The sequence below is a fragment of the Leucobacter alluvii genome (genome assembly GCF_039530485.1).
Taxonomy (GTDB): Bacteria; Actinomycetota; Actinomycetes; order Actinomycetales; family Microbacteriaceae; genus Leucobacter; species Leucobacter alluvii.
Map to the genome: position 1 here is coordinate 47,008 of NZ_BAAAOP010000003.1, position 21,933 is coordinate 68,940.

A 21,933-nucleotide genomic window follows, 5' to 3' on the forward strand; every position below is an offset into this window, starting at 1 on the left:
GATAACGAAGTCAGATTCCCAAAGGTTGGGGGAGTGCTTTACTCTCAAGATGGGGGGCCACGTGATTTTCACCTCGTAGGTGAGTCACCGGGTGCGTGGTCCCTCACTCCTAGAGTGAGTCACGGTGAAGTGGGTGTTCGCGTGTCTTAGCTGCGGCTCACGTCCGAGAACGTTGTCAGAGGTGGTGACTCTCTAAAGTATTGATGCGGGCATTTCGCTCTCACCTAAGTAGATATGTGTCCTTCTTAGCCATGGGAAAGTTCATACTCGGTGATAAGGAATACGAGTTTGAAGACCGGTTGCTGCCACACTTGCAGTTTGTTATCGGCCAGAAACTAAAAAAGCAAGAAGGATTTTTCCTAGGCTGGCAGAAACCACACGATCAAGGCGATGGTCGTATGTCCGTCTGGTTGTCCCCATACGTCGCAGTATCGTTTCATTTCTCAGGAAGTAAAGAACCTGAAATGAGTAAAACGTGGGTGCGAGCTTTGAACTCGCTTGCTTACACACCTCGTGGACTAATCGCAATTAGCGAGGCCGAGGCCGACCGGTTCATCAAAAACAATCCTGACCTGCTGTAACCGAGCTATCCTTCCTCCTGGGAAGGGAAGCTCGGCGGGCCGTAACTGGGTGCGCTTATGTACCTGCAGCATCGAAAGGTTGCCGGGATTGCGGACCTTCTCTCCCGCACGATCCTTCGTCTGTGTGACCGCGGTCAGGACCGTTAAAGGCCGACCGACAGAGAATCCTTTACGGTTTCTACTGAGGTATAGGAGCCGCGCACTTGGTTACTAACGACGTCTTGCTCGCGGTGGGAGTTCTTCTTTTTTCGTCGATTCACTCATGCGGTTAGTGAGCGCGGGATATCCCACTATGGGCTTGTTTAGGCCACCTACTGAGCGTCTCTATTGCCTTGCTGCTTTTGGCGATGGGTATGGGGGTGCCTTGCCACTACAGCCGCACTCCGTTCCCTTGTTGGTGCGAGAGACCTTTCCGACGGCCGAAGGCCATCCCACCGTCTCGTCTTCAGCTAAGCTTCAACCATGGTTGAGCCCTCTGCGATTGTGCCGACGGAGGTCTCCGTGCAGCCCGATGTTCGCGTTCTCGGGGCCCGCGAACATAATCTGCAGGATGTCAGTCTCTCTGTGCCGCGCGATGCAACGGTCGTGTTCACCGGGGTGTCTGGATCGGGAAAGTCCTCGCTGGCGTTCGGGACGCTGTACGCCGAGTCGCAGCGACGCTATTTAGAGTCGGTGGCACCGTACGCCCGCCGTCTGATTGATCAGGCGGGAGTGCCCGATGTCGACTCGATCACGGGGATGCCGCCTGCGGTTGCGCTGCAGCAGCAGCGCGGTGCCGGCAACGCACGATCGACCGTGGGCAGCATCACCACGTTGTCGAGCTTGATACGAATGCTGTACTCGAGAGCCGGGGATTACCCGGATGGGCAGCCGATGTTGTATTCGGATGACTTCTCCGCGAACACGGTCCAAGGAGCCTGCTCGGAGTGCCACGGCATCGGCCGCGTGTACACGGTGAACGAGCAGCAGATGGTCCCGGACCCATCGCTCACCATCCGCGAACGCGCCATCGCTTCCTGGCCGACCGCGTGGCACGGCCATCAGCTGCGCGACGTACTGGTTGCTCTCGGTTACGACGTCGATGTGCCGTGGCAGGACCTGCCGCGAAAGGACCGGGACTGGATCCTGTACACCGATGAGACCCCGTTCGTTCCGGTCCACTCCCGGCTCACCCTCTCCGAGTCCAAAGCTGCGATCGAAGCAGGTGCGGAGCCGAGCTACTCGGGCACGTTCGTCGGGGCTCGTCGGTACATTCTGGACACGTTCGCGAACACAAAGAGCGCATCGATGAAGCGGCGCGTCGCGCAGTTCCTCACCGCTGCGACCTGCCCGGTCTGTCATGGTAAACGGCTGAAGCCCGAGGCGCTGTCTGTAACGTTCGAAGGATTCGACATCGCCGAATTCTCCCAACTGCCGCTTCGGGAACTTATCACGACGCTCTCGGCTGTCACCGCACGCATAGAGCGGGAGGCCGCTTCTTCTGGGGCGGTCTCTCCACGAGCCGCATGGGAAGATCGAATCGCCGGTGGCGAGTCGCCGCAGGCCTCGACGTCGGATGTGCGACCCACAGTGCGTCCCGCGCCAGAGAAGCGTGCTGCTGCGGTCCAGCTCGCTTCAGGAGTGCTGCAGCGGCTTCGTCCACTGGTCGATTTGGGGCTGGGCTACCTTTCATTGAGTCGGACGACGCCGACGCTGTCTGGTGGTGAGCTACAGCGGTTACGGCTCGCGACGCAACTCAGCTCTGATCTGTTCGGGGTGGTCTACGTCCTCGACGAACCATCGGCGGGGCTGCATCCGCAGGATGTGGCGGCGCTCCTCGGGATCCTGGATGGGCTCAAGGGGCGAGGGAACAGCCTGTTCATCGTCGAACACTCCGTGGCTGTGATGCGGCACGCGGACTGGCTGGTCGACATCGGCCCCGGTGCCGGTGAACACGGCGGCCGAGTGCTCTACAGCGGCCCGCCCGACGGGCTAGCCGATATCATGGAGTCGGTGACACGCGGATACCTCTTCGGCGGCCGCGGTCTCCCTCTTCGCACACCCCGTGAGGCACGCAGTTGGCTGCGCCTGGAGAACGTGACGCGGAACAACCTGCACGACCTCGCGGTCGATATCCCGTTGGGTGTCTTCACCGCGGTTACGGGCGTGTCCGGGTCCGGCAAGTCGAGTCTGGTCAGCCAGGCGCTTCCGTCGCTGCTTGGCGATCGCCTTGGCCGGGCCGTCCTGGCCGATGACGAGCCGGTCAGCGACGAGTCACTCCTCGCGGATGCGCCGGAACGTCTTGATGGACGGATTGCCGGGCCCGTCACCGGTGTACGGCGGCTGGTCGTCATTGACCAGCGGCCCATCGGCCGGACGCCGCGGTCGAACGTCGCCACCTACACCGGGCTGTTCGACCATGTCCGTCGTCGATTCGCAGATACCCCGGAAGCTCGTTCCCGCGGGTACAAGCCCGGCCGATTCTCCTTCAATGTCGCCGGCGGGCGCTGCCCGACCTGCGAGGGCGAGGGATCGGTGATGGTCGAGCTCCTCTTCCTGCCCTCCGTGTACACCGAATGCCCCGACTGTCACGGCACCCGATACAAGGCGTCAACGCTCGAGATCACGTGGCGGGGGCGCACGATCGCTGACGTGTTGTCGATGAGCGTCGAGGAGGCGAACCTCTTCTTCGTGGGCGATGAGGAGATCACGCGATCGCTGGCCGCTTTGTCGGACGTTGGACTCGATTACCTCCGACTGGGTCAACCGGCAACGGAACTCTCGGGGGGTGAGGCCCAGCGAGTCAAGCTGGCGACCGAGTTGCAGCGTGCGCAGCGTGGGGACACGCTGTACGTATTGGACGAGCCAACGTCCGGGCTCCACTGCGCCGACACGGATCGTCTGATCGCGCATCTGCAGACGCTGGTCGATGCGGGCAACACGGTCGTTGCCGCGGAGCTGGACATGCGCGTTGTCGCGGTGGCCGATCACGTGATCGATCTTGGACCCGGCGCGGGCGACGCCGGCGGGACCGTGGTTGCAGCTGGTACGCCCGCCTACGTCGCGGACAAGGGCGTCGGTGCTTCCGCGGGCTACCTTGCCGCCGCATTGCAGGCAGCCACCAACGTGACCCCATCGTGACGAGTGTGCCGCTGTGCGATCTGAACATCGCACAGCGACGCACTCGACGAGGTCGTAGTCTCAGGCGGGGAGCTTAGAGGCCAGGACGTCCAACTTCTCGATCGTGGGCTCGCTGAACAGTTTGCCGGCCAGAATCGCGGGTCACCCGCCGCCCGCGATTGGGAGACACAGCCTAGCTCTGGGCCTCGCCGAGGCGCGCTTCGGGCGTGAGCTCGGCGCGGAGACCACCGCCGGTCGCAGCCCGGGCAAGAGCACGACCCAGCGCAGGTGCCTGCTTGAACAAATTGTGACCGGCCACAAAAAGGACAGAGCCTGCCTCCCACACGGCCACGCCGTCCTCACTCCACGGGAGGTCGGTCACCCAGCAGTGAAGAAAGTCGCGCGGCTCTGGGTGGAGACCGGGCAGCGCCCGTGTCACGTATTCGCGTGCGCGTTCGTCCAGCGATCGAATCGCCGCCGGGTCGATGAAAGTTCCGTCGTCGCGGACGCCGACGGTGTCGCTGAGTCCGACCGAATAGTTGCTGTTGCCCGGTAGCGGCGTCGCGTAGACGCCGACTTCGCCGAAGACGCCGCTGCTGTCCTGCAGGCACGCAACTCGCGCCGGGGCGGCGGCTTTCACGTCGAACGTCAGCCTGACGTGTGCGGCAAGGCGAACCGGCAGCGACAGGCCGACGCTGCGTGCCAGGCGGGCGGTTTCGCGGCCGGCGCACACGACCACCTTGGAGTAGACAGCCCGGTCGGTGACGCTGCGCACCTCGACCGTCCCGTCGGCGCGGGGATCGATGGAGATGACCTCACCGGTGGTGACCGCATCTGCGAGGGCACCCGTGAGTGCCGTGATCGCGGCGCGGGTGCGGATCGCGCCGCCCGACTCGTCGAGCACCGCTGGCCCCGAGTACCCAGCGAGCAGCGGCATCCGCTGGGCGACCTCGGCCGCGTCGATCTCGTGCGCTTCCACGCCGCCGACCTGGTCGAGCACCCGCAGCCGCGCCAGGGCGCTGTCTCCGATCGCCAGGACACCGTCTGATGAGACCAGCTCGACGTCGAAGCGTTCGGCCCACTCATCCCATACGCCGCGGCTTTCGCGCGCGAAAGCGACGAGTCGCGGGTCGTCGTGGGCATGCCGGAAGATCCGCGCCTCGCCTGCGGACTGACCCGTCCCGGGCAGACCAGCCTCGTACAAGCGCACCGGTACGCCCTGCTCCCGCAGCGCGTACGCCGTCGACAGACCGACGATCCCGCCACCGATCACTGCTACCTCGGGTGAACGCGTCGTGGCAACGCCGTCGTCAGTTCCTGTCATCGCGGTTCCCGATCTGTTAGTGATTAGCGATAGGCCGCAAGGGAAGGGGCCGCTGCCACGACGTCCCCGGGCTGTGTAAGCCCGAAGTCACCGCGCGCAGCGACCCCTCCTTTCTGGGTCAGTACTCCCGGTCTGTGGTGTCAGGCGGGGAGTTTGGAGCCCAGGACGTCGAGCTTCTCGATCGTCGGTTCGCTGAACAGTTTGCCGGTCTGCTCGCCAAGAGCGGCAGCGACTGCGCCGGACAGGTGCGCGTCGCGGCCGGCATCATCGGGGAACACGTCGAAGATCCCGAATGAGGACGGGCCGAGACGGATCGCGAACCACGCGGTGGTGGCCGGTTCCTCCTCGACGAGCCCTCGTCCGATGCCGAGGAATTCCTGGACCTCGTCTTCCTTACCGGGCAGGGCCTCCAACCTGACCAGCAGTCCCTTCGTCACGCTCATGACATCACCTCTTCCTGGTTCGAATTGCTCGCAAATTTCGCTGAGATCGTATCGCAGAACGCAGGCAAGTCATCGGGCGAGCGGCTGGTGATCAGGTTGCCGTCCACCACGACGTCCTGGTCGACGACGTCCGCACCGGCGTTGCGCAGATCCGTGCGGATGCTCGGGAAGGACGTCAAGGTGCGACCTTCGACCACACCTGCCTCGATCAATGTCCACGGCCCGTGACAGATCGCTGCAACGGGCTTGCCACTCTCGACGAAGTCGCGGACGAAGGAAACGGCGTCCTTGTCGACCCGGAGCTGGTCAGGGTTCACCGTGCCGCCGGGAAGCAGCAGGGCGTCGTAGTCGCCCACCGAGGCGTCGGCGACCAACCCGTCAACGGTGAACGTGCCTGCTGCATCCAGGTCGTTCTCACGGGCCTGAATCTCACCGTCATGGATCGACAGGACCTCGGTCTGTGCGCCAGCCTGCTCCAGTGCCTCGCGGGGCTTTTCGAGCTCGACTCGCTCGACCCCGTCGGCGGCGAGGATGGCGATTCTCTTGCCCTGTAGCGTCTCGGTCATATCAGCTCGCCTTCTTCTCGGTCGCCATGCCGGGCTTGATGAGGACCTTGGTCCAACCCTTGGACCGGGCGTCGAAGTTCTTGTAGGCATCGGCAGCCTGGTCCAGCGAGATCTCGTGGGAGACGATCCACGAAGGGGTCGCCTTGCCGGCGGCGATCAAGTCCCGCAGCTGGCGGTTGTACCGCTTGATCGGGGCCTGACCGCTCCCCATGGTCTGACCCTTGAACCAATGCGTTCCGAAGTCGATGGCCGCCTTTCCCTGCTTGGCGAGGTCATCCTTGGCTCCGGGGTCCTGGGGGACGAACACGCCCACGGTGCCGATTCCTCCGGTGAAACGCACCGCGTTGATGAGCATGTTCATAGTAGCGGCCATGTCCTCGTTGCCTTGGGGATCGTGGGCCTGGTAACCCACGCATTCGCAGCCACGGTCAGCTCCGAGACCCATCGTCTCGTCGAGAACGGCTTGCACGGGGTCGACCTTGGAATCGTCGATGGCAATCGCGCCGATCTGCTCCGCCAGCGCGAGCCGGTCAGGGTGGCGGTCGACCACCATCACCTTTGCTGCGCCCTTGATGATCGCGGACAGGGCGGCCATCAATCCGACCGGACCCGCCCCAGCGATCACAACGCTATCGCCCGGGATCACGCCGGCCATCTCGGTGGCGTGGTAGCCGGTGGGGAAGATGTCGGAGAGCATGACGTAGTCGTTCTCCCTCTCCTCCGCATCCTCGCCCAGGCGCAGCGCGTTGTGATCACCGAAAGGCACACGGAGCAGTTCCGCTTGGCCACCGCCATAGGAACCCATGTCGGCGAACCCATAGGCCGCACCGGCGAATGATGGTTCGGGCTGGGTGGTGAGACAGTAGTTGGTCAGGCCGCGTTCGCAGTTCTTACAGAACCCGCACGAGATGTTGAACGGCAGCACAACCCGATCGCCAACCTTAACCTTCTCCACGCCACTACCGACTTCGATGACCTCGCCCATGTTCTCGTGACCGAACGTCCGACCTACCTCGAAGGAAGTCCGCCCCTCGTACATGTGGAGGTCCGAGCCGCAGATGTTCGTCGTCGTTACCCTGACCAGGACATCGGTGGGTCGCTCGATCTTCGCGTCCGGGACGTCTTTCGTGCTGACCTGACGAGGTCCCTCGTACACCACTGCTTTCATGTCTGCTCCGATCCGCTGGTGTTGCTCGATAGTCCTTCTAGGGGGGTCGCTAACATGGCGGTCCCTCCGGGGTACACAACGCCCCTAAAGGCCACATGTCAAGGAGGTTTACCTTACGATCGCCCGACTCCTTGTCGTCGAAACGCCCACCGAAACCAGGTTCTAATGCACGTTTTCGGGGCTCAATATCGCCTCTATCGCGTGGTGCCTCGAAGACGGTCGTTTATTAGACGGTGTCTAGGCTCCTCGATTTCGGGGCGAATTGCGTCTCGTAATCCGTGTCCCCAAACTATGCATCGCGAGCAATGTTTGCGAGACGCACCGGTTCGAGCAGGTTTCACATCGGATGGCCTTTGTGAACCATGAGGGGTTGCCGTCTGCGTTGCTCAAGTAGCATCAGTAAGACCGTCAGCAAGAACGCGATCAACGCGGCTGCCCCGACCCATATCAGTGTGTATATGTGACCGACGTGCTCGATTTGCGCGGTTCCGATGATCGGTGCTGCCGCTTGCGCGAGTAGGGATGGAAGCGCGATGCGGCCCATAATCTTGGCGTAGGCGTGTTGTCCGAAAAGCGCCAAGGGTACGGTCCCGCTCGCAATGGAACTCAACCCGATCCCGACCCCGTAGATAATTACCAGGAGGAGAGGAGTGAGGGCTCCGACCCCGAGGAGAAGAATTGCTGCCGCTGTCGCAAAGGTCGCGATGAGTAGCGTCCACAGTGGATGATGTTTGCGCCCAACGATGAGCTCGATCAACCGGGCTCCCACTTGGGACGGGCCAATGAGCGCGGCAAGAGCAACGGCAGTAGCGCCGGCAATACCGACGCCAGCCAGCAACGAGAACATGTGCATCGACATCAACGCGGCAATGGACGTTCCCAGAGTGATGACCATGGCGACCAGAACAATCAACGGCCAACGGGGTGCCCTGCTGAGGTGCTCCTCCAAATTCTGTGACGTGGGCCTATTCGGTGTTGGTGACGCGTCCGGGCGAGTAGGGATCGTGAGCGCATAGAGGGGTGCGGTGATAAGTAGGTGTGCGCCGGCGTAAACGAAAGCGGTCCAGCGCCAACCGAATTCGTTGACGAGCAGAGTGCTCAGCGGCCAGCAGACGCTGCTCGCGAATCCGCCAAAGAGGGTGACGAACGTGATGGCTGACCTTGCTGAAGCCCCATAGGTGTGGCCGAGAATCGCGAATGCCCCGTTGTACAGTCCACCGCTCATCCCCAGCCCGAGAATCACCCACGCGCCCAGATACCACCATTGGCTCTGAGCGCACCCGAGGACTACGAGACCCGCGGCCAGCAGTAGGGCGCTGAATATCAATACGGCACGTCCGTGATTGCCGGCCACGAGGGCGCCGATGCGAGGGGACGCGAGCCCTGCCACTACTAACCCCACGGAGACACCCGCTACGACTATCGACTTCGGCCAGCCAGTGTCGGTCGTGATGGGGTCAGCAAGTACTGCCAGGAGGTAGAAGGTGGACCCCCATGAGAGGATCTGCCCCACACCTAAACCCGCGATTGCCTGGCCTCGCTGCTTTGACCTCAAGCGTGTAGGTATTGCGGCCTGGGCGTCGCTCATGAATGCATCCGGGATGAGTGTCCGAAGCGGTTACTGCGTTGAGAGTAGGCGGGCCTTGAGCTTTTGGACGCGTGCGTGGATGTCGTCGCGGATCAGTGTCATGCGTTCGCGGCCCTCAATACCTCGCAGTGAGGGCTCGTCGGTTTCCCATATCTCGATCTCCACACCGTCGACAGCTGGGACCTGAGCTTCTGTGCCGAGAACAATAACGAGGCCTGCGGCGCGCATGTTCTCCTCGGTCAACGGCTTCGGCACTTCTACGCTGATGTCGATGCCCATCTCGAGAAGCACTTCAGCGGAGCGAGCATTGATCGCTGCCGCTGGTTTGGTACCCGCGGACGTGACCGTGATCTTGTCGCCCGCTTCGTGCTTCATGAGTCCCGCCGCCATCTGTGATTTGCCGCCGTTTTTCGCACACACGAATAGGACGGCCGGCTGTGGTGCTTCCTGGGGGAGAACGGTCATTGATCAGCCTTTCGAAACGAGGGTCGCAGCGAGAGAATCCAAAGCGCCAGGGACGAGTGAGTAGTAGGCCCACACACCGCGCTTTTCGCGATTAAGAAGTCCGGCCTCGACCAGGATTTTCAGGTGGTGGGAAACTGTCGGTTGCCCCAGCTTGAGCGGCTCAGACAAGTCACAGACGCACGTTTCTGCCTCGGGGCTCGAAGAAACGATGGAGAGGATGCGCAACCGGTTCGGATCCGCGAGCGCTTTGAATCGAACAGCAAGCATCTCCGCCTCCTCAGCCGGAAGAGCTTCCTCTCCTCGCGGGGGCACACAGCACGGAGCGCTGGGCAGAACGCCCGCGGCGGCAAGGTCCTCCGTACGTGTGTTCGCAGCAACCAGTGTGGACATCGCTCATCCTCGCGTTCTGTGAGCACAGCCTTAAGAGATTGACAAGTGTCGATATATTCAACCATACTCGACACATCGATGTCCGTCGATGTTTGGCGTGAAGGAAACGTGCGCAGGGGCAACTACTGCATCCACCGGCCCGATCACGGTCGCGCTGTCCGCGCTCGACCGTTTTCTGCAGCCTTGAATTCGGGTGCGCGCAACGACGATCGTCGAAATCCTCCCCCGAAAAATAGCCTCTCGAATCGCAGGAGAAAAGACCATGAGCGAAACGCATCCCGTCATTGTCATTGGTGCCGGACCTATCGGGCTGGCTGCGGCGGCACATCTCCTCGAGCGAGACCAAGACGTGCGCGTCTTGGAGGCAGGAGCAACGGTAGGAGCCGCAATGGCCCAGTGGGGGCACATAAAATTGTTCTCCACGTGGCGCTACAACATCGACGCAGCGGCTCGCAGGCTTCTGGAAGCCAATTCGGATGGGTATTCAGGCGGTTGGGAAACGCCCCGAGAAACGCGTCTCCCCACTGGTGCTGACATGATCAGCGACTATCTGGAACCACTTGCCGCCCATCCAGCACTGGCACCACGGATCAGTTTCGGGCACCGCGTCGTCGGGGTCACTCGGGTAGCCCCCGACGGTGCGGGTGTCGACAAGACGCGCTCTGCAGGGCGTGACCAGACGCTCTTTCTTGTCCGCACGGAAACCGCGGCAGGCACGAAGGATCTTTTCGCCCGCGCAGTCATCGACGCATCGGGTACGTGGAGCGGGCCGAATCCGGTGGGCCGCTCGGGGATCGAGGCGATCGGTGAAGTCCGGGCTCGTGAGGCAGGGTTCATCACGTCACCGCTGCCTGATCCGTTGGGGAGTGAGCTTGAGCGTTTCGCTGGGAAAACTGTTCTCGTGTTGGGCGCCGGACACTCCGCTGCGAACACGTTGATCAGTCTCGGAAAGCTCCGCCAACAGCATCCAGGCACGACCGTGTTGTGGGGACTCCGCGGAACCGCGAACCCAATCCGCCTCTACGGAGGAGGGGCAGCCGATGAACTTCCCGCGCGTGGACAACTCGGCACCAGCCTGCGCCGCTTCGTTGAAAACGGCGACATCACGATCCTCGAAAACGTCGCCGTCACATCCTTGGAAGCAGACACCCGCCTCACGGTGGAACTCGCTTACGGGGACAGCCTCACTGTCGATCTGGTGGTGCCAGCTACGGGATTCCGGCCCGACCTGTCCTTCCTTTCAGAGCTTCGCTTAGACATGGACCACATCGTCGAGGCGCCTAAGGAGCTCGGCCCACTCATCGACCCGGAGTTTCACAGTTGCGGCACCGTCACAGCCCATGGTGAACGAGTCCTGGCCCATCCCGACCCGAACTTCTACATCGTGGGAATGAAGAGCTACGGCCGCGCACCGACATTCCTCATGGCCACCGGCTACGAGCAGGTCCGATCCATCGCGGCCGCACTCGCCGGAGACCGCGCAGCCGCAGACCTCGTACGGCTAGAGCTCCCCGAAACCGGGGTGTGTTCCACCGACCTCGGCGGATCATGCGACTTGCCTACGACTGACGATTCTGCGCCCGACTGCGCCACCTCAGTGACAGAAACACCCGCCGCTTCATGCTGTGGCGCACCCGAACCCGTGACCATCGGATTCGCGACAGGCACACTGCACGGCCACAACGATCTATTCGCCCACCAGAAGAGTTAGCGGAGTACGCCAGAAGCCTCTCACCGGTCGGGGCTCGTGAGGGAGCAGCAGTGAAGGACGCGCGTCTACCTCACATTCCCATGGTGCATAGCGGTCTCTACGCCGCACGCACAGTTGCAATCGGCGCGTTCGCACGGGCAGCACACAGAGTTCATCTTGGACGGTGGCGATCTGTATTGAGTTCTGTCAATATAGAAACATGTCTAATCAAGAAGTTGATGTGTTGATCGTGGGGTCTGGCCCGGCTGGCTATACCGCAGCGGTGTACGCCGCTCGCGCGGGACTCGCACCCGTGGTTCTCGCCGGATCCATTAGCGCCGGGGGAGCTCTGATGACCACGACCGAAGTTGAGAATTTCCCCGGGTTTGTTGAAGGTATTCAGGGGCCGGACCTCATGGAATCGATGCGCGCCCAGGCCGAACGATTCGGTGCCCGCATCATTGTCGATGACGCGGTCAGTCTCGGCCTCACCGGTTCACTCAAGACGGCAGTGACCGGTGGGGGAGACACGTATCAGGCCCGTGCCGTCATTCTCGCTATGGGGTCGGCGTACCGGAAGTTGCATCTTCCTGACGAGGAGCGGCTTACGGGCCACGGGGTGTCGTGGTGTGCTACGTGCGATGGGTTCTTCTTCCGAGATCAGGAGATCGTGGTTGTTGGTGGAGGTGACTCAGCGATGGAAGAAGCACTTTTTCTTACTCGCTTCGCGTCGAAGGTCACTGTTGTGCACCGGCGCAGCGAGTTCCGCGCATCCAAGATCATGGCGCAGCGAGTCCTCGACCATCCCAAAATTGATGTCGCCTGGAACAGCGAGATCGCGGAGCTCATCGGGGAGAAATTGGTGCGAGCGGTCTCTCTGCGCGACAGGCAAACTGGTGAACTGCGAACAATCGACGTCACCGGCGTATTCGTCGCAATCGGCCACGACCCGCGTTCGGAGCTCGTAATGGGCACTATTGATACGGACGCCGATGGGTACGTGCAGGTTGCACACCCATCAACCCGCACCAACATTGCAGGGGTGTTCGCTGCAGGCGACCTGGTCGACCATACCTATCGTCAAGCCATCACCGCTGCTGGAACGGGTTGCGCTGCCGCCCAGGACGCCCAACACTTCCTCAGCGCTCTCGATCACATTGCGGAGACCCATCCGCTGTCCCAGGAGGTTTTCGCGTGACTCTCGCAGCCACCATTACCGTCACCGATGCCACGTTCGACGCTGAAGTGCTGTGCGCAAAGGTTCCTGTTGTTGTCGATATTTGGGCAGCATGGTGCGGGCCGTGCAAGCAGATCGCGCCAATTCTCGACCAGCTCGCCACGGACTACGCAGGTCGCATCAAGATCGTGAAGATTGACGCCGACCAAAACCCCGAAGCCGTCACCGCTATTGGTGTGACGTCGATCCCAACGCTCGGCTTCTACAAGGACGGCGCCCGCAGGGACATGCTCATCGGCGCTCACCCGAAGCCTGTCATCGTCGAAAAAATGGAGGCGCTTCTCGCATGAGCGCCCTAACGACCCCCACCGCACCATCTGCGACACGCAAGCTGTCAACGCTCGACCGTTGGCTACCGCTCTGGATCGGGCTAGCCATGGTCGCCGGCCTCCTACTGGGACGGTTCATCCCTGGCGTCTCCACGGTGCTCGCGCACCTCGAAGTTGGTGGGATCTCGGTCCCCATCGCTTTGGGGCTGCTGATCATGATGTACCCCGTTCTCGCGAAAGTGCGCTACGACAAGGTCGCAGCCGTCGCCGGGGACAGAAAACTCCTAATCTCTTCGCTCGCACTGAACTGGGTCATCGGACCAGCCCTGATGTTCGCTCTGGCATGGATGTTTCTTCCCGATCTCCCCGAATACCGTACCGGGCTGATTATCGTGGGTCTCGCCCGCTGCATCGCGATGGTCGTTATCTGGAATGATCTCGCCTGCGGTGACCGTGAAGCTGCCGCGGTCCTCGTAGCGATCAACTCAATCTTCCAAGTTGTCGCGTTCTCCCTCTTGGGATGGTTCTACCTCACCATCCTCCCGGCGTGGCTGGGACTTGATTCGCAAGGGCTCGACATCTCGATCGGACAGATCGCACTGAACGTGCTCATATTCCTGGGAGTGCCACTGATTGCTGGGTTCGCTTCCCGGTTCATCGGGGAAAAGCGCAAGAGCCGCCAATGGTACGAGGAAACGTTCATCCCCAAAATCGGCCCCTGGGCCCTGTACGGATTGCTGTTCACGATCGTGCTGCTGTTCGCTCTCCAAGGCGATCAGGTCATCTCTCGGCCGCTAGATGTTGCCCGCATCGCGCTGCCGCTGCTGGTCTATTTCGCAGCAATGTGGTTCGTGGGCCTTCTTGCCGGCAAAGCCTTGGGGCTGGGTTACGCCCGATCATCGACGTTGGCGTTCACCGCGGCCGGGAACAACTTCGAACTCGCCATCGCTGTCGCCATCGGCACGTTCGGCGCGACCTCCGGTCAAGCATTGGCCGGCGTTGTCGGGCCACTGATCGAAGTCCCTGTGCTCGTCGGGCTTGTATATGTTTCCCTGTGGGCCGCGAGAGCTTGGTTCAACACTGACCCGTATACGTCGGAAAGGACGACAGCATGAGCGCCACCCTCACCGCGACCGAAGACTGCGGCCCCATCGCCGCGCACGCGATCGGGCAGGAAGCGGCCTCGACGGTCGCAGCCATACTGAAAGCACTTGCTGACCCGCTCAGGCTCCGTATGCTGTCCGCGATCGCGGCAGACCCGCGCGGCGAATCGTGCGTATGCGATCTCGCCGAACTCGCCAACGTCTCCCAGCCCACCGTGTCCCACCACTTGAAAGTACTCAAAGAGGTTGACGTCCTCACGGCAGAGCGGCGCGGTACATGGGTTTGGTACCGGATCACACCCGGCCGGCAACAAGCAGTCACGGCGCTACTCGAATCTTTCGCCCCGGCCGCACTGGCAAGGCCGCTGGATACTCAGTCAGCTGACGTGGTGCGCCCGGACTTTGACGCCCGAGTGACCCGACTCGCTGACGAACTCGCCGCAGAGATACCAGAGCTCGACGCACAGATCGTTCGCTCCATCGTGCGTGAGTCCTACACAGCGCTCGCCAGCACCGCACGAGTGACCACTGCGCTCATCCCACTCACCGAACGGTTCGCCCGCCAACGCATCAGCGACCTCACGAAACAACACGACACATCCGCACCTCAAGTGCTGTTTGTCTGCGTCGCAAACGCCGGTCGTTCCCAGCTCGCCGCAGCACTCGTGAATCAGATCTCGGACGGACGCGTCATCGCTCGCTCGGCAGGGTCACAACCGGCCCATGTAATCCACCCACACGTGCGATCACTGATCGCTGACATCGAAGGGGAAAGTGCCGCAGCTGACCGGTTCCCAAAACCCCTCACCGACGATGCGATTCGTGCGGCAGACGTAGTGATCACGATGGGGTGCGGAGACGTATGCCCCATCATCCCGGGCGTCCGCTACGAGGACTGGGCCGTGGGCGATCCCGCTCTCGCATCCGACGCGGGCGTGCAAGCCATTCGGGATGACATTGCCGCTCGAGTCCGCACCCTCGTCGACGACCTCACCCACTAACCAACTATCTGGAGCGACTCATTCATGACTGACACCAATAAGCCCTCCGTACTATTCGTCTGTGTCCATAACGCTGGCCGGTCCCAGATGGCCGCAGGATTCCTGCGCGACATCGCCGGAGACCGCATCGAGGTTCGATCAGCCGGCTCGATGCCAGCCAATCAAATCAACCCAATGGCCGCAGCCGCGATGGCGGAACTCGGTATCGACATCACATCTGAGCAGCCCAAAGTACTCACCACAGAAGCCGTCCAGGACTCTGACGTCGTCATCACAATGGGCTGCGGAGACGCCTGCCCATTCTTCCCCGGAAAACGCTACGAGGACTGGAAGCTTGATGATCCGGCCGGGCAGGATCTTGACGCAGTACGACCCATCCGTGACGAGATCCGTACACGTATCAGTCAGCTTGTGAGTGAATTGGTGTAGCTCACAAACCCTAGAAACGACCGTTCGTGAGGAGCAGCATAGGTTGTCACGGCGCACCGCAGGATAAGAGGTACCTTCTTCGCGACGCTAGATCGCCGGCTTGGGTGGTAAGGCCCGTTGGAGCTCGCGGTACACCGTGGCGCGAGAGATATCGAACAGTTCGGCGAGCTCCGTCTGCGTATGGGTGCCAGCCGCGTGAGTGGCGAGCAGATGGCGGCGCTTTGTAGCCGTGAGCTTGGGCTGCTTCCCGCGGAGCTTCCCGGCAGCTTTCGCGATCGCCATTCCTTCACGAGTGCGGGCTCGAATAAGATCTGCCTCGAATTCCGCGACCATCCCGAGCACATTGAACAGGAGTCGGCCTACCGGGTCGGCGGGGTCATAGATTGATCCACCCAGGCTGAGTGCGACACCCTTGCGAGTGAGTTCGTCGGCGATGTCTCGGGTGTGAATGACAGCGCTCCGTGGCGGCGTTCTGACGTCGCTATGTGACGTGTCTTCGCAGCTTGGTTCTCGCCAGGCTCAGGTCGGTGCCGGGCGGACTTGCTGCACGGATGCGCATCGGCGGGCACTCCTAAAAGTCTCGCGCGGGACATTTCGCTTTCGGACTGTCAGGCATGGCCAGGGGAGGCTTCGATACCGGCGCGTGCGGATGACGCGACAGGTGCTGGACTCATCACAGTCGCACGTAGGCAGCGCCTGCCCATTGTTGTCGCGCGAGGTAGCCCACGGCCGCAGCCACGGTTGACACCCCGTCGAGCAACGAATCGTCGTCGACGCCTTCTCGGCTCATGCTGTTCTGACACGCCAGCACCTGTACGCCAGCACTGTGGATTGTCGCGACGAGATCGTCTCGGTAGGCACCGCCTGCAATGAGGCCGCGCACTGCACCGCCCTGGACGACGACTTGGACCATCGCATCGGGATCCAGATCGTGGACTGCGTTTCGTGCAACGCGTAACGCGACGGTGAGGACTCCAGCGTCCTCGGCGAGGACGTGGATGACGAGTCCGTTCCGAGTGGTCATCAGGCCAGGGAAAGGAAGAGCTTCTCCAGCTCGTCGGGATTGGTGGCGTTGTCTGCGTCCGGGGTGGTCATGCAGTCGCGAAGAGCGGTGGAAATGACGAGGAAACCGGCCCGATCCAGAGCTTTAGAGACTGCGGAGAGCTGCTGCACGACGTCGCGGCAGTGAGCGTCGTCTTCAACGGCGCCGATCACCGCGGTGAGCTGTCCTTGCGCACGCTTCAGACGGTTGAGCACCTTCCGCTTCGCCTCCTGATCGTGCACCAGCGAATCGGGGCTTTCAGATGCACTGCTCATCAGTGTTTCCTTCCGTCGAGTTGACAACAACTATACCCCCCGGGGTATGGTGTCCATAAGGTTTTAAAGATACCCCCGGGGGTATTGCCGGAAAGGGAGAAAACATGTGTCGAGCTACGAAGTGCCGAACCTGTGGAAAGACGACCTGGGCCGGCTGCGGCCAGCATGTGTCCTCGGTACGCGCGTCGGTGCCCGCGTCGCAGTGGTGCAATGGCAACCACACGCGCGGTGAGGTGCAGGCTGCACAGTCGAAGCAGGGCGGGTTCTTCTCGCGCCTGTTCGGGCGGTGACCGACGATGGCGACCACTGAACTCACGAGCGACACCTTCGCCACGGCGACACAGGGAGACGGGATTGTTCTCGTCGACTTCTGGGCGGCCTGGTGCGGCCCGTGCCGCTCGTTCGCTCCGGTGTTCGAGGCGGCGTCGGAGAAGCACTCCGACATCGTGTTCGCGAAAGTGGACACCGAAGCTGAACCGGAGGTGTCCTCCGCTCACCGCATCACCTCGATCCCGACGCTGATGGTGATCCGCGACGGCGTGCTGGTGTTCAAGCAGCCTGGTGCTTTGCCTGCCCCGCAGCTCGAGCTGCTGATCACCAAGGCCCGCGAGCTGGACATGGATGACGTCCGCCGCCAGATCGCCGCCTCCAAGACGGCTGCCTGATCGTGTGCGCTCAAATCACCTGCCCCTTCTGCGGCAAGCCCACGTGGGCCGGCTGCGGCCAGCACATCGACGATGCCCTCGCCGACGTCCCCGAAGACCAGCGCTGCACCTGCGCGCACTGACCCCCGCGAAAGCAGATCCCCATGCTCCTCGAACGCTTGTATGACGACGACCTCGCGCACGCCAGCTACCTGATCGGCTGCCAGCGGAACGGTGAAGCGATTGTGGTCGATCCCCGCCGCGACGTGCAGGTCTACCTCGACCTCGCCGCGAAGCACGGCATGACCATCACCGCCGTCACCGAAACCCACATCCACGCCGACTACCTCTCCGGCACCCGCGAACTCGCCGCACGCACCGAAGCGACGATGTACGTCTCCGCCGAAGGCGGGCCCGACTGGCAGTACGGTCCCGGATTCGATGACGCCACCCGGATGACGCACGGTCAGCGCATCACCCTCGGCAACATCACCCTCGAAGCAGTGCACACCCCCGGCCACACCCCCGAGCACCTCTCTTTCCTCGTCACCGATGGAGCCGCCACCTCCGACCCGGGCTACTTCCTCAGCGGCGACTTCGTCTTCGTCGGCGACATCGGCCGCCCCGACCTGCTTGATGAAGCCGCCGGCGGCACCGACACCCGCTTCCAGGGCGCACGCGACCTGTTCGCCAGCATCCGCGACCGCTTCCTCACCCTCCCGGACTACGTACAGGTCCTCCCCGCACACGGGTCCGGCTCGGCGTGCGGCAAGGCCCTCGGCGCCGTCCCCACCTCCACGGTGGGATACGAGCGACGCTTCGCCTGGTGGGCGCCGTACCTGTCCGCCGGTGACGAGCAGGGCTTCATCGACTCTCTCCTGGGTGATCAGCCTGACGCGCACGCCTACTTCGCCCGGATGAAGCGGCAGAACCGCACCGGTCCCGCTCTGCTGGGCGAGCTCGCACCGCTGCCGCAGATCGACGCCTCCGACCTGTCCGCCGCGCTGGAGGAAGACAGCGTCATCCTCATCGACACCCGCCACCACTCACAGGTACACCAGGGCACCGTGCCCGGCGCGCTCAACGTTCCCGGCGAAGCGAAAGCCGCCAGCTACGCCGCCTGGGTCTACGACCCTGAAACCGAGACACGCCCCCTCGTCGTTTTGGCAGACTCGACCGATGCGGCCGGGCGGTTCCGCGACCACTTGCTGCGGGTGGGGATCGACACCGTCCACGGCTCCATCGCAACCCTCGACGGACTGCAGCTCATGCAGCCGAAGACCATCGCGCCCACGGACATCGACCAGGTGAAGCACGCCCTCCTGCTCGATGTGCGCAACCGCACCGAATACAACGCCGGACACATCCCCGGTGCCGCCCAACTCTCCGGCGGTCGTGCCCTCTGGCACACCGACGAGCTCCCCGCCTCGGGTGTCATCCTCACCTACTGCCAGAGCGGCGTCCGTAACAGCGTCATCGCCAGCGCGCTTCGCCGAGCCGGTCACGATGTCGTTGAGATCGAAGGCAGCTACCGCGCCTGGCTCGCCGCCACAACGGCGCAGCCCGCCGCGAACGCCGCCTGACCCCTCGAGGAGCCCGAATGACTCTGCCCGTGATCACCGCGATGATTCTCGCAACGGTGGTCGGCGTCTCACTCGGGCTCCTCGGCGGAGGCGGATCCATCCTCGCCGTCCCCGTCTTCACCCTGGTGTTAGGGATGGAAACGCGAGAGGCGATCGCGTCTTCCCTCTTCGTCGTCGCGGTGACCAGCACCATCGCCGTCCTGATGCGCACGAGTACGAGAACCGTGAAATGGGGAGTCGGTGCCGCGTTCGGGGTGACAGGGATGCTCGGCGGACTCGCCGGTGCATCCGTGGGGCGGTTCGTTCCCGACGTTCTCCTCTCCGTCCTTTTCGGCGGCGTCATGATCGTCACGGCACTCGCGATGATCCGCGGTCGTCGTACGCCCGCCTCATCCGAGCGACCCCGAACGCGCAGCTCTCATGTCCTACGCGTCGTGATCATCGGGGTGTCGGTGGGGTTCCTCACCGGGCTGCTCGGGGCGGGTGGAGGTTTCCTCATCGTCCCTGCGCTGCTGATCTTCGGCCTCCCCATCGCCGCGGCCACCAGCACATCACTCCTCGTCATCGCATTGAACTCCACCGCAGGACTCGCCGCACAGGTGTTCACCACCGCGATCCCGTGGGAAACCGTTCTTCCTTTCACAGCCTTCGCCGTCGCCGGCTCCGTCGCCGGGATGCTGCTCGCCAGGAAGTTGTCCGCCCCAGTGCTCCGCAAAAGCTTCGGCTTCTTCGTCCTCGCCGTGGGCGTCGTCATGCTCACAACGACGATCCTGCGCCTCGCACCTCTTCTTTGACCCTCCAGGAATCACTCATGGCCGTCACCCCCGCTGCCGTCCCCCCGCGGGTCGGCGCCCTCATCGAGGGCTACCAGGGGCCTGTCATCGACGAACGTGCGGTCCGGGTCGCGGCCGGTCTTCTGCTGACGCTGGGACTTGTTGCCGCCACCGCCGCACTCGCGTTCGGGACCGCTCGCCCGCTGCAAATGTTCGGGATGTTCTTCTTGCTCGACGTGCTGACTCGCCTCCTCGTCAGTGATCGGTTGTCGATCACCCTGGCGTTGGGACGACTCGCGAGTCGCTCCCACTCCCCGCGCTGGGTCGGCGCCCCACAAAAGGCCTTCGCGTGGTGGCTGGCCGTCGGCATCGCCACCACCTCGTGCATCGCACTGGGCTCCGGCGCCATCCCTCTCCAAGGGGCACTCGCCCTATGCGGTGTCTGCTTCACCCTCCTGGCTCTCGAAGCGATCTTCGGCTGGTGCGCGGGCTGCCACCTCCACCGCCGTCTCAGCCGACACCCCACACATCACTGCGCCGACCGCTCCTGCAACCTCTAACCCCAAACCCCCGAAAGGACCCCATGCGTCGCTTCGCCCTCGTTACAGTCACCGCACTCGTCGCCGCCTTCGCGCTCACGAGTTGCACCGCGCCAACCACCGCCCAACCTGCGGTCAGCTCGGATGCGATCGTCATCGACGTCCGCACACCCGCCGAACACGCCAAAGGGCATCTCGATGGGGCACTCCTGCTCGACGTCACCGCCGGCGAGCTGCAGGCGGCAATCCCTGACCTGGACCCCCATGCCGACTACGTCGTCTACTGCCGTTCAGGTCAACGCGCCGCCGCCGCCGTCGAGCTGATGGAAGAAGCGGGATTCACCCAGGTACGCAACCTCGGCTCGCTCGCAGACGCCGCGGCCGCGACGGGGCTATCGGTCGTTCAGACTGATTGACCATCCTCACCCACGCTCCAGAAGTGGAGGATTGGTGCGCGCCTCAAAAAGTAGTCCATTAATAAGACACGCGGAGCGACATTTGACCCATGGGAGGAGGGGATCAAGGATTTCCGTTCACTTGCACGGCGTCGCGCAGGTCAACTGCGGTGGACTTCCAGATCAGTTCAGTCATTGCTGTATAGTTCAGCGTATGCTGACTATAGATTCTCGTTTGGATGTGATGAACCGGCTGGGGCGGGCGATGGCCGACCCCACCCGGTCGCGTATACTGCTGACCCTGCTTCAGCGCCCGGCCTACCCGGCCGAGCTGGCCCGATACCTGGAGCTGACGCGGCCGAACGTGTCGAACCACCTGGCGTGCCTGCGGGACTGTGGGCTCGCGGTCGCCGTGCCCCAGGGCCGCCAGACCCGGTATGAGATCGCGGATCCGCATCTGAGCCGGGCGCTGACCGCCCTGGTCGAAGTGACCCTCGCGGTCAACGAGAACGCGCCGTGCCTGGACCCGGCCTGCTCGGCGCCGGGATGCTGCAGCACGGGGGTGGAGGCATGATCCTGTCCTCGATCTTGCAGGCAATCGGCCTGTTCATCGCCACGAATATCGACGACATCATCGTGCTCTCGCTGTTCTTCGCCCGCGGCGCGGGCCAGCGCGAGACCACCGCCCGCATCCTGGTCGGCCAGTATCTGGGCTTCGTGGGCATCCTGGGCGCGGCCGTGCTGGTCTCCCTGGGGGCCGGGGCGTTCCTGCCCCCGGAGGTCATCCCGTACTTCGGACTCATCCCCCTGGGCCTGGGCCTGTGGGCCGCCTGGCAGGCCTGGCGTGGGGACGGCGACGACGATGACGACGAGGCCAAGGTCGAAGGCAAGAACGTGGCGGTGTGGACCGTGGCCGGGGTGACCTTCGCCAACGGCGGGGACAACATCGGGGTCTACGTCCCGGTCTTCCTCAGCGTGGGCCCGGGCGCCGTGGTGGCTTACTGCATCGTGTTCCTGGCGCTGGTGGCGGTGCTGGTCGCCCTGGCCAAGTTCGTCGCCACCCGCCGGCCGATCGCCGAGGTCCTGGAGCGCTGGGAACACATCCTGTTCCCCATCGTGCTGATCGGTCTGGGTGCCTTCATTCTGGTCAGCGGCGGGGCCTTCGGCTTCTAACTGCGTCACCGGCCCCGCACGCGGCGCCGGTGACGCAGATCGGCAGCCTCGACCACAAGGAGGTCTCCGACCATGGCCGATGCCGACGTCCTGGTGATCGGCACCGGCCCCAAGTTGCGGACAGCTTCACTTCTGAGCGGACGCCCTGTGCCGCCA

General features: G+C 63.1%; 24 protein-coding genes and 1 pseudogene. 15 read left to right on the forward strand and 10 right to left on the reverse strand.

Annotated elements, in window-relative coordinates; translation table 11 throughout:
* Positions 1-236 precede the first annotated feature (236 nt).
* Both ABFX18_RS02240 and ABFX18_RS02245 read left to right on the forward strand, forming a co-directional pair.
* The gene (locus ABFX18_RS02240; RefSeq protein WP_428833622.1) at positions 237-581 is read left to right on the forward strand and encodes a DUF7882 family protein; all 345 of its coding nucleotides are present in this window, start codon (positions 237-239) and stop codon (positions 579-581) included.
* A 462-nt stretch (positions 582-1,043) separates the two neighbouring features.
* The gene (locus ABFX18_RS02245; RefSeq protein ID WP_346057233.1) at positions 1,044-3,701 is read left to right on the forward strand and encodes an excinuclease ABC subunit UvrA; all 2,658 of its coding nucleotides are present in this window, start codon (positions 1,044-1,046) and stop codon (positions 3,699-3,701) included.
* 172 nt (positions 3,702-3,873) lie between these two features.
* On the opposite strand, the gene ABFX18_RS02250 is transcribed toward ABFX18_RS02245, so the two are convergent.
* The 7 genes from ABFX18_RS02250 to ABFX18_RS02280 form a co-directional block, all read right to left on the reverse strand.
* The gene (locus ABFX18_RS02250) at positions 3,874-5,004 is read right to left on the reverse strand and encodes an NAD(P)/FAD-dependent oxidoreductase (protein ID WP_315109512.1); all 1,131 of its coding nucleotides are present in this window, start codon (positions 5,002-5,004) and stop codon (positions 3,874-3,876) included.
* A 140-nt stretch (positions 5,005-5,144) separates the two neighbouring features.
* The gene (locus ABFX18_RS02255) at positions 5,145-5,447 is read right to left on the reverse strand and encodes a putative quinol monooxygenase (RefSeq protein WP_346057234.1); all 303 of its coding nucleotides are present in this window, start codon (positions 5,445-5,447) and stop codon (positions 5,145-5,147) included.
* Entirely contained in the window at positions 5,444-6,013 is a 570-nt protein-coding gene (locus ABFX18_RS02260; protein WP_346057235.1) for a type 1 glutamine amidotransferase domain-containing protein, read from the reverse strand. Before ABFX18_RS02260 ends, ABFX18_RS02255 begins: the two co-directional genes overlap by 4 nt.
* A 1-nt stretch (position 6,014) precedes the next feature.
* Positions 6,015-7,181 (reverse strand): glutathione-independent formaldehyde dehydrogenase, encoded by a 1,167-nt coding sequence (locus ABFX18_RS02265; protein WP_346057236.1) that lies wholly within the window; start codon positions 7,179-7,181, stop codon positions 6,015-6,017.
* A 337-nt stretch (positions 7,182-7,518) separates the two neighbouring features.
* Positions 7,519-8,769 carry an MFS transporter gene (locus ABFX18_RS02270; protein WP_346057237.1) on the reverse strand — a complete coding sequence of 417 codons (1,251 nt, stop codon included), beginning with the start codon at positions 8,767-8,769 and terminating at the stop codon, positions 7,519-7,521.
* Positions 8,770-8,799: 30 nt separating this feature from the next.
* Complete coding sequence (locus ABFX18_RS02275; RefSeq protein WP_346057238.1) at positions 8,800-9,234, reverse strand: arsenate-mycothiol transferase ArsC; 435 nt, start codon at positions 9,232-9,234, stop codon at positions 8,800-8,802.
* 3 nt (positions 9,235-9,237) lie between these two features.
* The gene (locus ABFX18_RS02280) at positions 9,238-9,624 is read right to left on the reverse strand and encodes an ArsR/SmtB family transcription factor (RefSeq protein WP_346057239.1); all 387 of its coding nucleotides are present in this window, start codon (positions 9,622-9,624) and stop codon (positions 9,238-9,240) included.
* A gap of 262 nt (positions 9,625-9,886) precedes the next feature.
* Here ABFX18_RS02280 and ABFX18_RS02285 point away from each other — a divergent pair, with 262 nt between their 5' ends.
* The 6 genes from ABFX18_RS02285 (at position 9,887) to ABFX18_RS02310 (ending at position 15,353) form a co-directional block, all read left to right on the forward strand.
* Positions 9,887-11,335 (forward strand): NAD(P)-binding domain-containing protein, encoded by a 1,449-nt coding sequence (locus ABFX18_RS02285; RefSeq protein WP_346057240.1) that lies wholly within the window; start codon positions 9,887-9,889, stop codon positions 11,333-11,335.
* A 199-nt stretch (positions 11,336-11,534) separates the two neighbouring features.
* Positions 11,535-12,512, forward strand: coding sequence for a thioredoxin-disulfide reductase (gene trxB / locus ABFX18_RS02290; RefSeq protein WP_346057241.1), 978 nt, complete (start codon positions 11,535-11,537; stop codon positions 12,510-12,512).
* Positions 12,509-12,841: a thioredoxin gene (gene trxA, locus ABFX18_RS02295; protein WP_346057242.1), complete on the forward strand. Its 333-nt coding sequence runs from the start codon at positions 12,509-12,511 to the stop codon at positions 12,839-12,841. The genes trxB and trxA (ABFX18_RS02295) overlap by 4 nt, the downstream gene beginning before the upstream one ends.
* The gene (gene arsB, locus ABFX18_RS02300) at positions 12,838-13,935 is read left to right on the forward strand and encodes an ACR3 family arsenite efflux transporter (RefSeq protein WP_346057243.1); all 1,098 of its coding nucleotides are present in this window, start codon (positions 12,838-12,840) and stop codon (positions 13,933-13,935) included. Before trxA (ABFX18_RS02295) ends, arsB begins: the two co-directional genes overlap by 4 nt.
* Complete coding sequence (locus ABFX18_RS02305) at positions 13,932-14,924, forward strand: metalloregulator ArsR/SmtB family transcription factor (protein WP_346057244.1); 993 nt, start codon at positions 13,932-13,934, stop codon at positions 14,922-14,924. The genes arsB and ABFX18_RS02305 overlap by 4 nt, the downstream gene beginning before the upstream one ends.
* A gap of 24 nt (positions 14,925-14,948) precedes the next feature.
* A complete protein-coding gene (locus ABFX18_RS02310; protein ID WP_346057245.1) occupies positions 14,949-15,353 on the forward strand; it encodes an arsenate reductase ArsC in 405 nt (134 codons plus the stop codon).
* Positions 15,354-15,440: 87 nt separating this feature from the next.
* On the opposite strand, the pseudogene ABFX18_RS02315 reads toward ABFX18_RS02310, so the two are convergent.
* From ABFX18_RS02315 to ABFX18_RS02325, 3 genes and pseudogenes are all read right to left on the reverse strand, one after another.
* Positions 15,441-15,794 (reverse strand): annotated as a pseudogene (locus tag ABFX18_RS02315) (recombinase family protein); the annotation flags it as partial.
* A gap of 232 nt (positions 15,795-16,026) precedes the next feature.
* Positions 16,027-16,377, reverse strand: coding sequence for a DsrE family protein (locus ABFX18_RS02320; protein ID WP_010155362.1), 351 nt, complete (start codon positions 16,375-16,377; stop codon positions 16,027-16,029).
* Positions 16,377-16,670 carry a metal-sensitive transcriptional regulator gene (locus ABFX18_RS02325; protein ID WP_010155360.1) on the reverse strand — a complete coding sequence of 98 codons (294 nt, stop codon included), beginning with the start codon at positions 16,668-16,670 and terminating at the stop codon, positions 16,377-16,379. Before ABFX18_RS02325 ends, ABFX18_RS02320 begins: the two co-directional genes overlap by 1 nt.
* 296 nt (positions 16,671-16,966) lie before the next feature.
* Here ABFX18_RS02325 and trxA (ABFX18_RS02330) point away from each other — a divergent pair, with 296 nt between their 5' ends.
* The 7 genes from trxA (ABFX18_RS02330) to ABFX18_RS02360 all read left to right on the forward strand — a co-directional run bounded on the left by trxA (ABFX18_RS02330) (position 16,967) and on the right by ABFX18_RS02360 (position 21,777).
* Positions 16,967-17,335, forward strand: a complete 369-nt coding sequence (gene trxA / locus ABFX18_RS02330; RefSeq protein ID WP_010155359.1) for a thioredoxin — start codon at positions 16,967-16,969, stop codon at positions 17,333-17,335.
* Between the two features lie 143 nt (positions 17,336-17,478).
* A complete protein-coding gene (locus tag ABFX18_RS02335; protein WP_010155358.1) occupies positions 17,479-18,897 on the forward strand; it encodes an MBL fold metallo-hydrolase in 1,419 nt (472 codons plus the stop codon).
* A 17-nt stretch (positions 18,898-18,914) separates the two neighbouring features.
* On the forward strand, positions 18,915-19,691 hold the full coding sequence (locus tag ABFX18_RS02340; protein ID WP_010155357.1) for a sulfite exporter TauE/SafE family protein: 777 nt from the start codon (positions 18,915-18,917) through the stop codon (positions 19,689-19,691).
* 17 nt (positions 19,692-19,708) lie between these two features.
* Positions 19,709-20,230 (forward strand): DUF4395 family protein, encoded by a 522-nt coding sequence (locus ABFX18_RS02345; protein WP_010155356.1) that lies wholly within the window; start codon positions 19,709-19,711, stop codon positions 20,228-20,230.
* 23 nt (positions 20,231-20,253) lie between these two features.
* A complete protein-coding gene (locus ABFX18_RS02350) occupies positions 20,254-20,625 on the forward strand; it encodes a rhodanese-like domain-containing protein (protein WP_010155355.1) in 372 nt (123 codons plus the stop codon).
* Positions 20,626-20,818: 193 nt separating this feature from the next.
* Entirely contained in the window at positions 20,819-21,178 is a 360-nt protein-coding gene (gene cmtR, locus ABFX18_RS02355; protein WP_010155354.1) for a Cd(II)/Pb(II)-sensing metalloregulatory transcriptional regulator CmtR, read from the forward strand.
* On the forward strand, positions 21,175-21,777 hold the full coding sequence (locus ABFX18_RS02360; protein WP_053547801.1) for a cadmium resistance transporter: 603 nt from the start codon (positions 21,175-21,177) through the stop codon (positions 21,775-21,777). The genes cmtR and ABFX18_RS02360 overlap by 4 nt, the downstream gene beginning before the upstream one ends.
* Positions 21,778-21,933 lie beyond the last annotated feature (156 nt).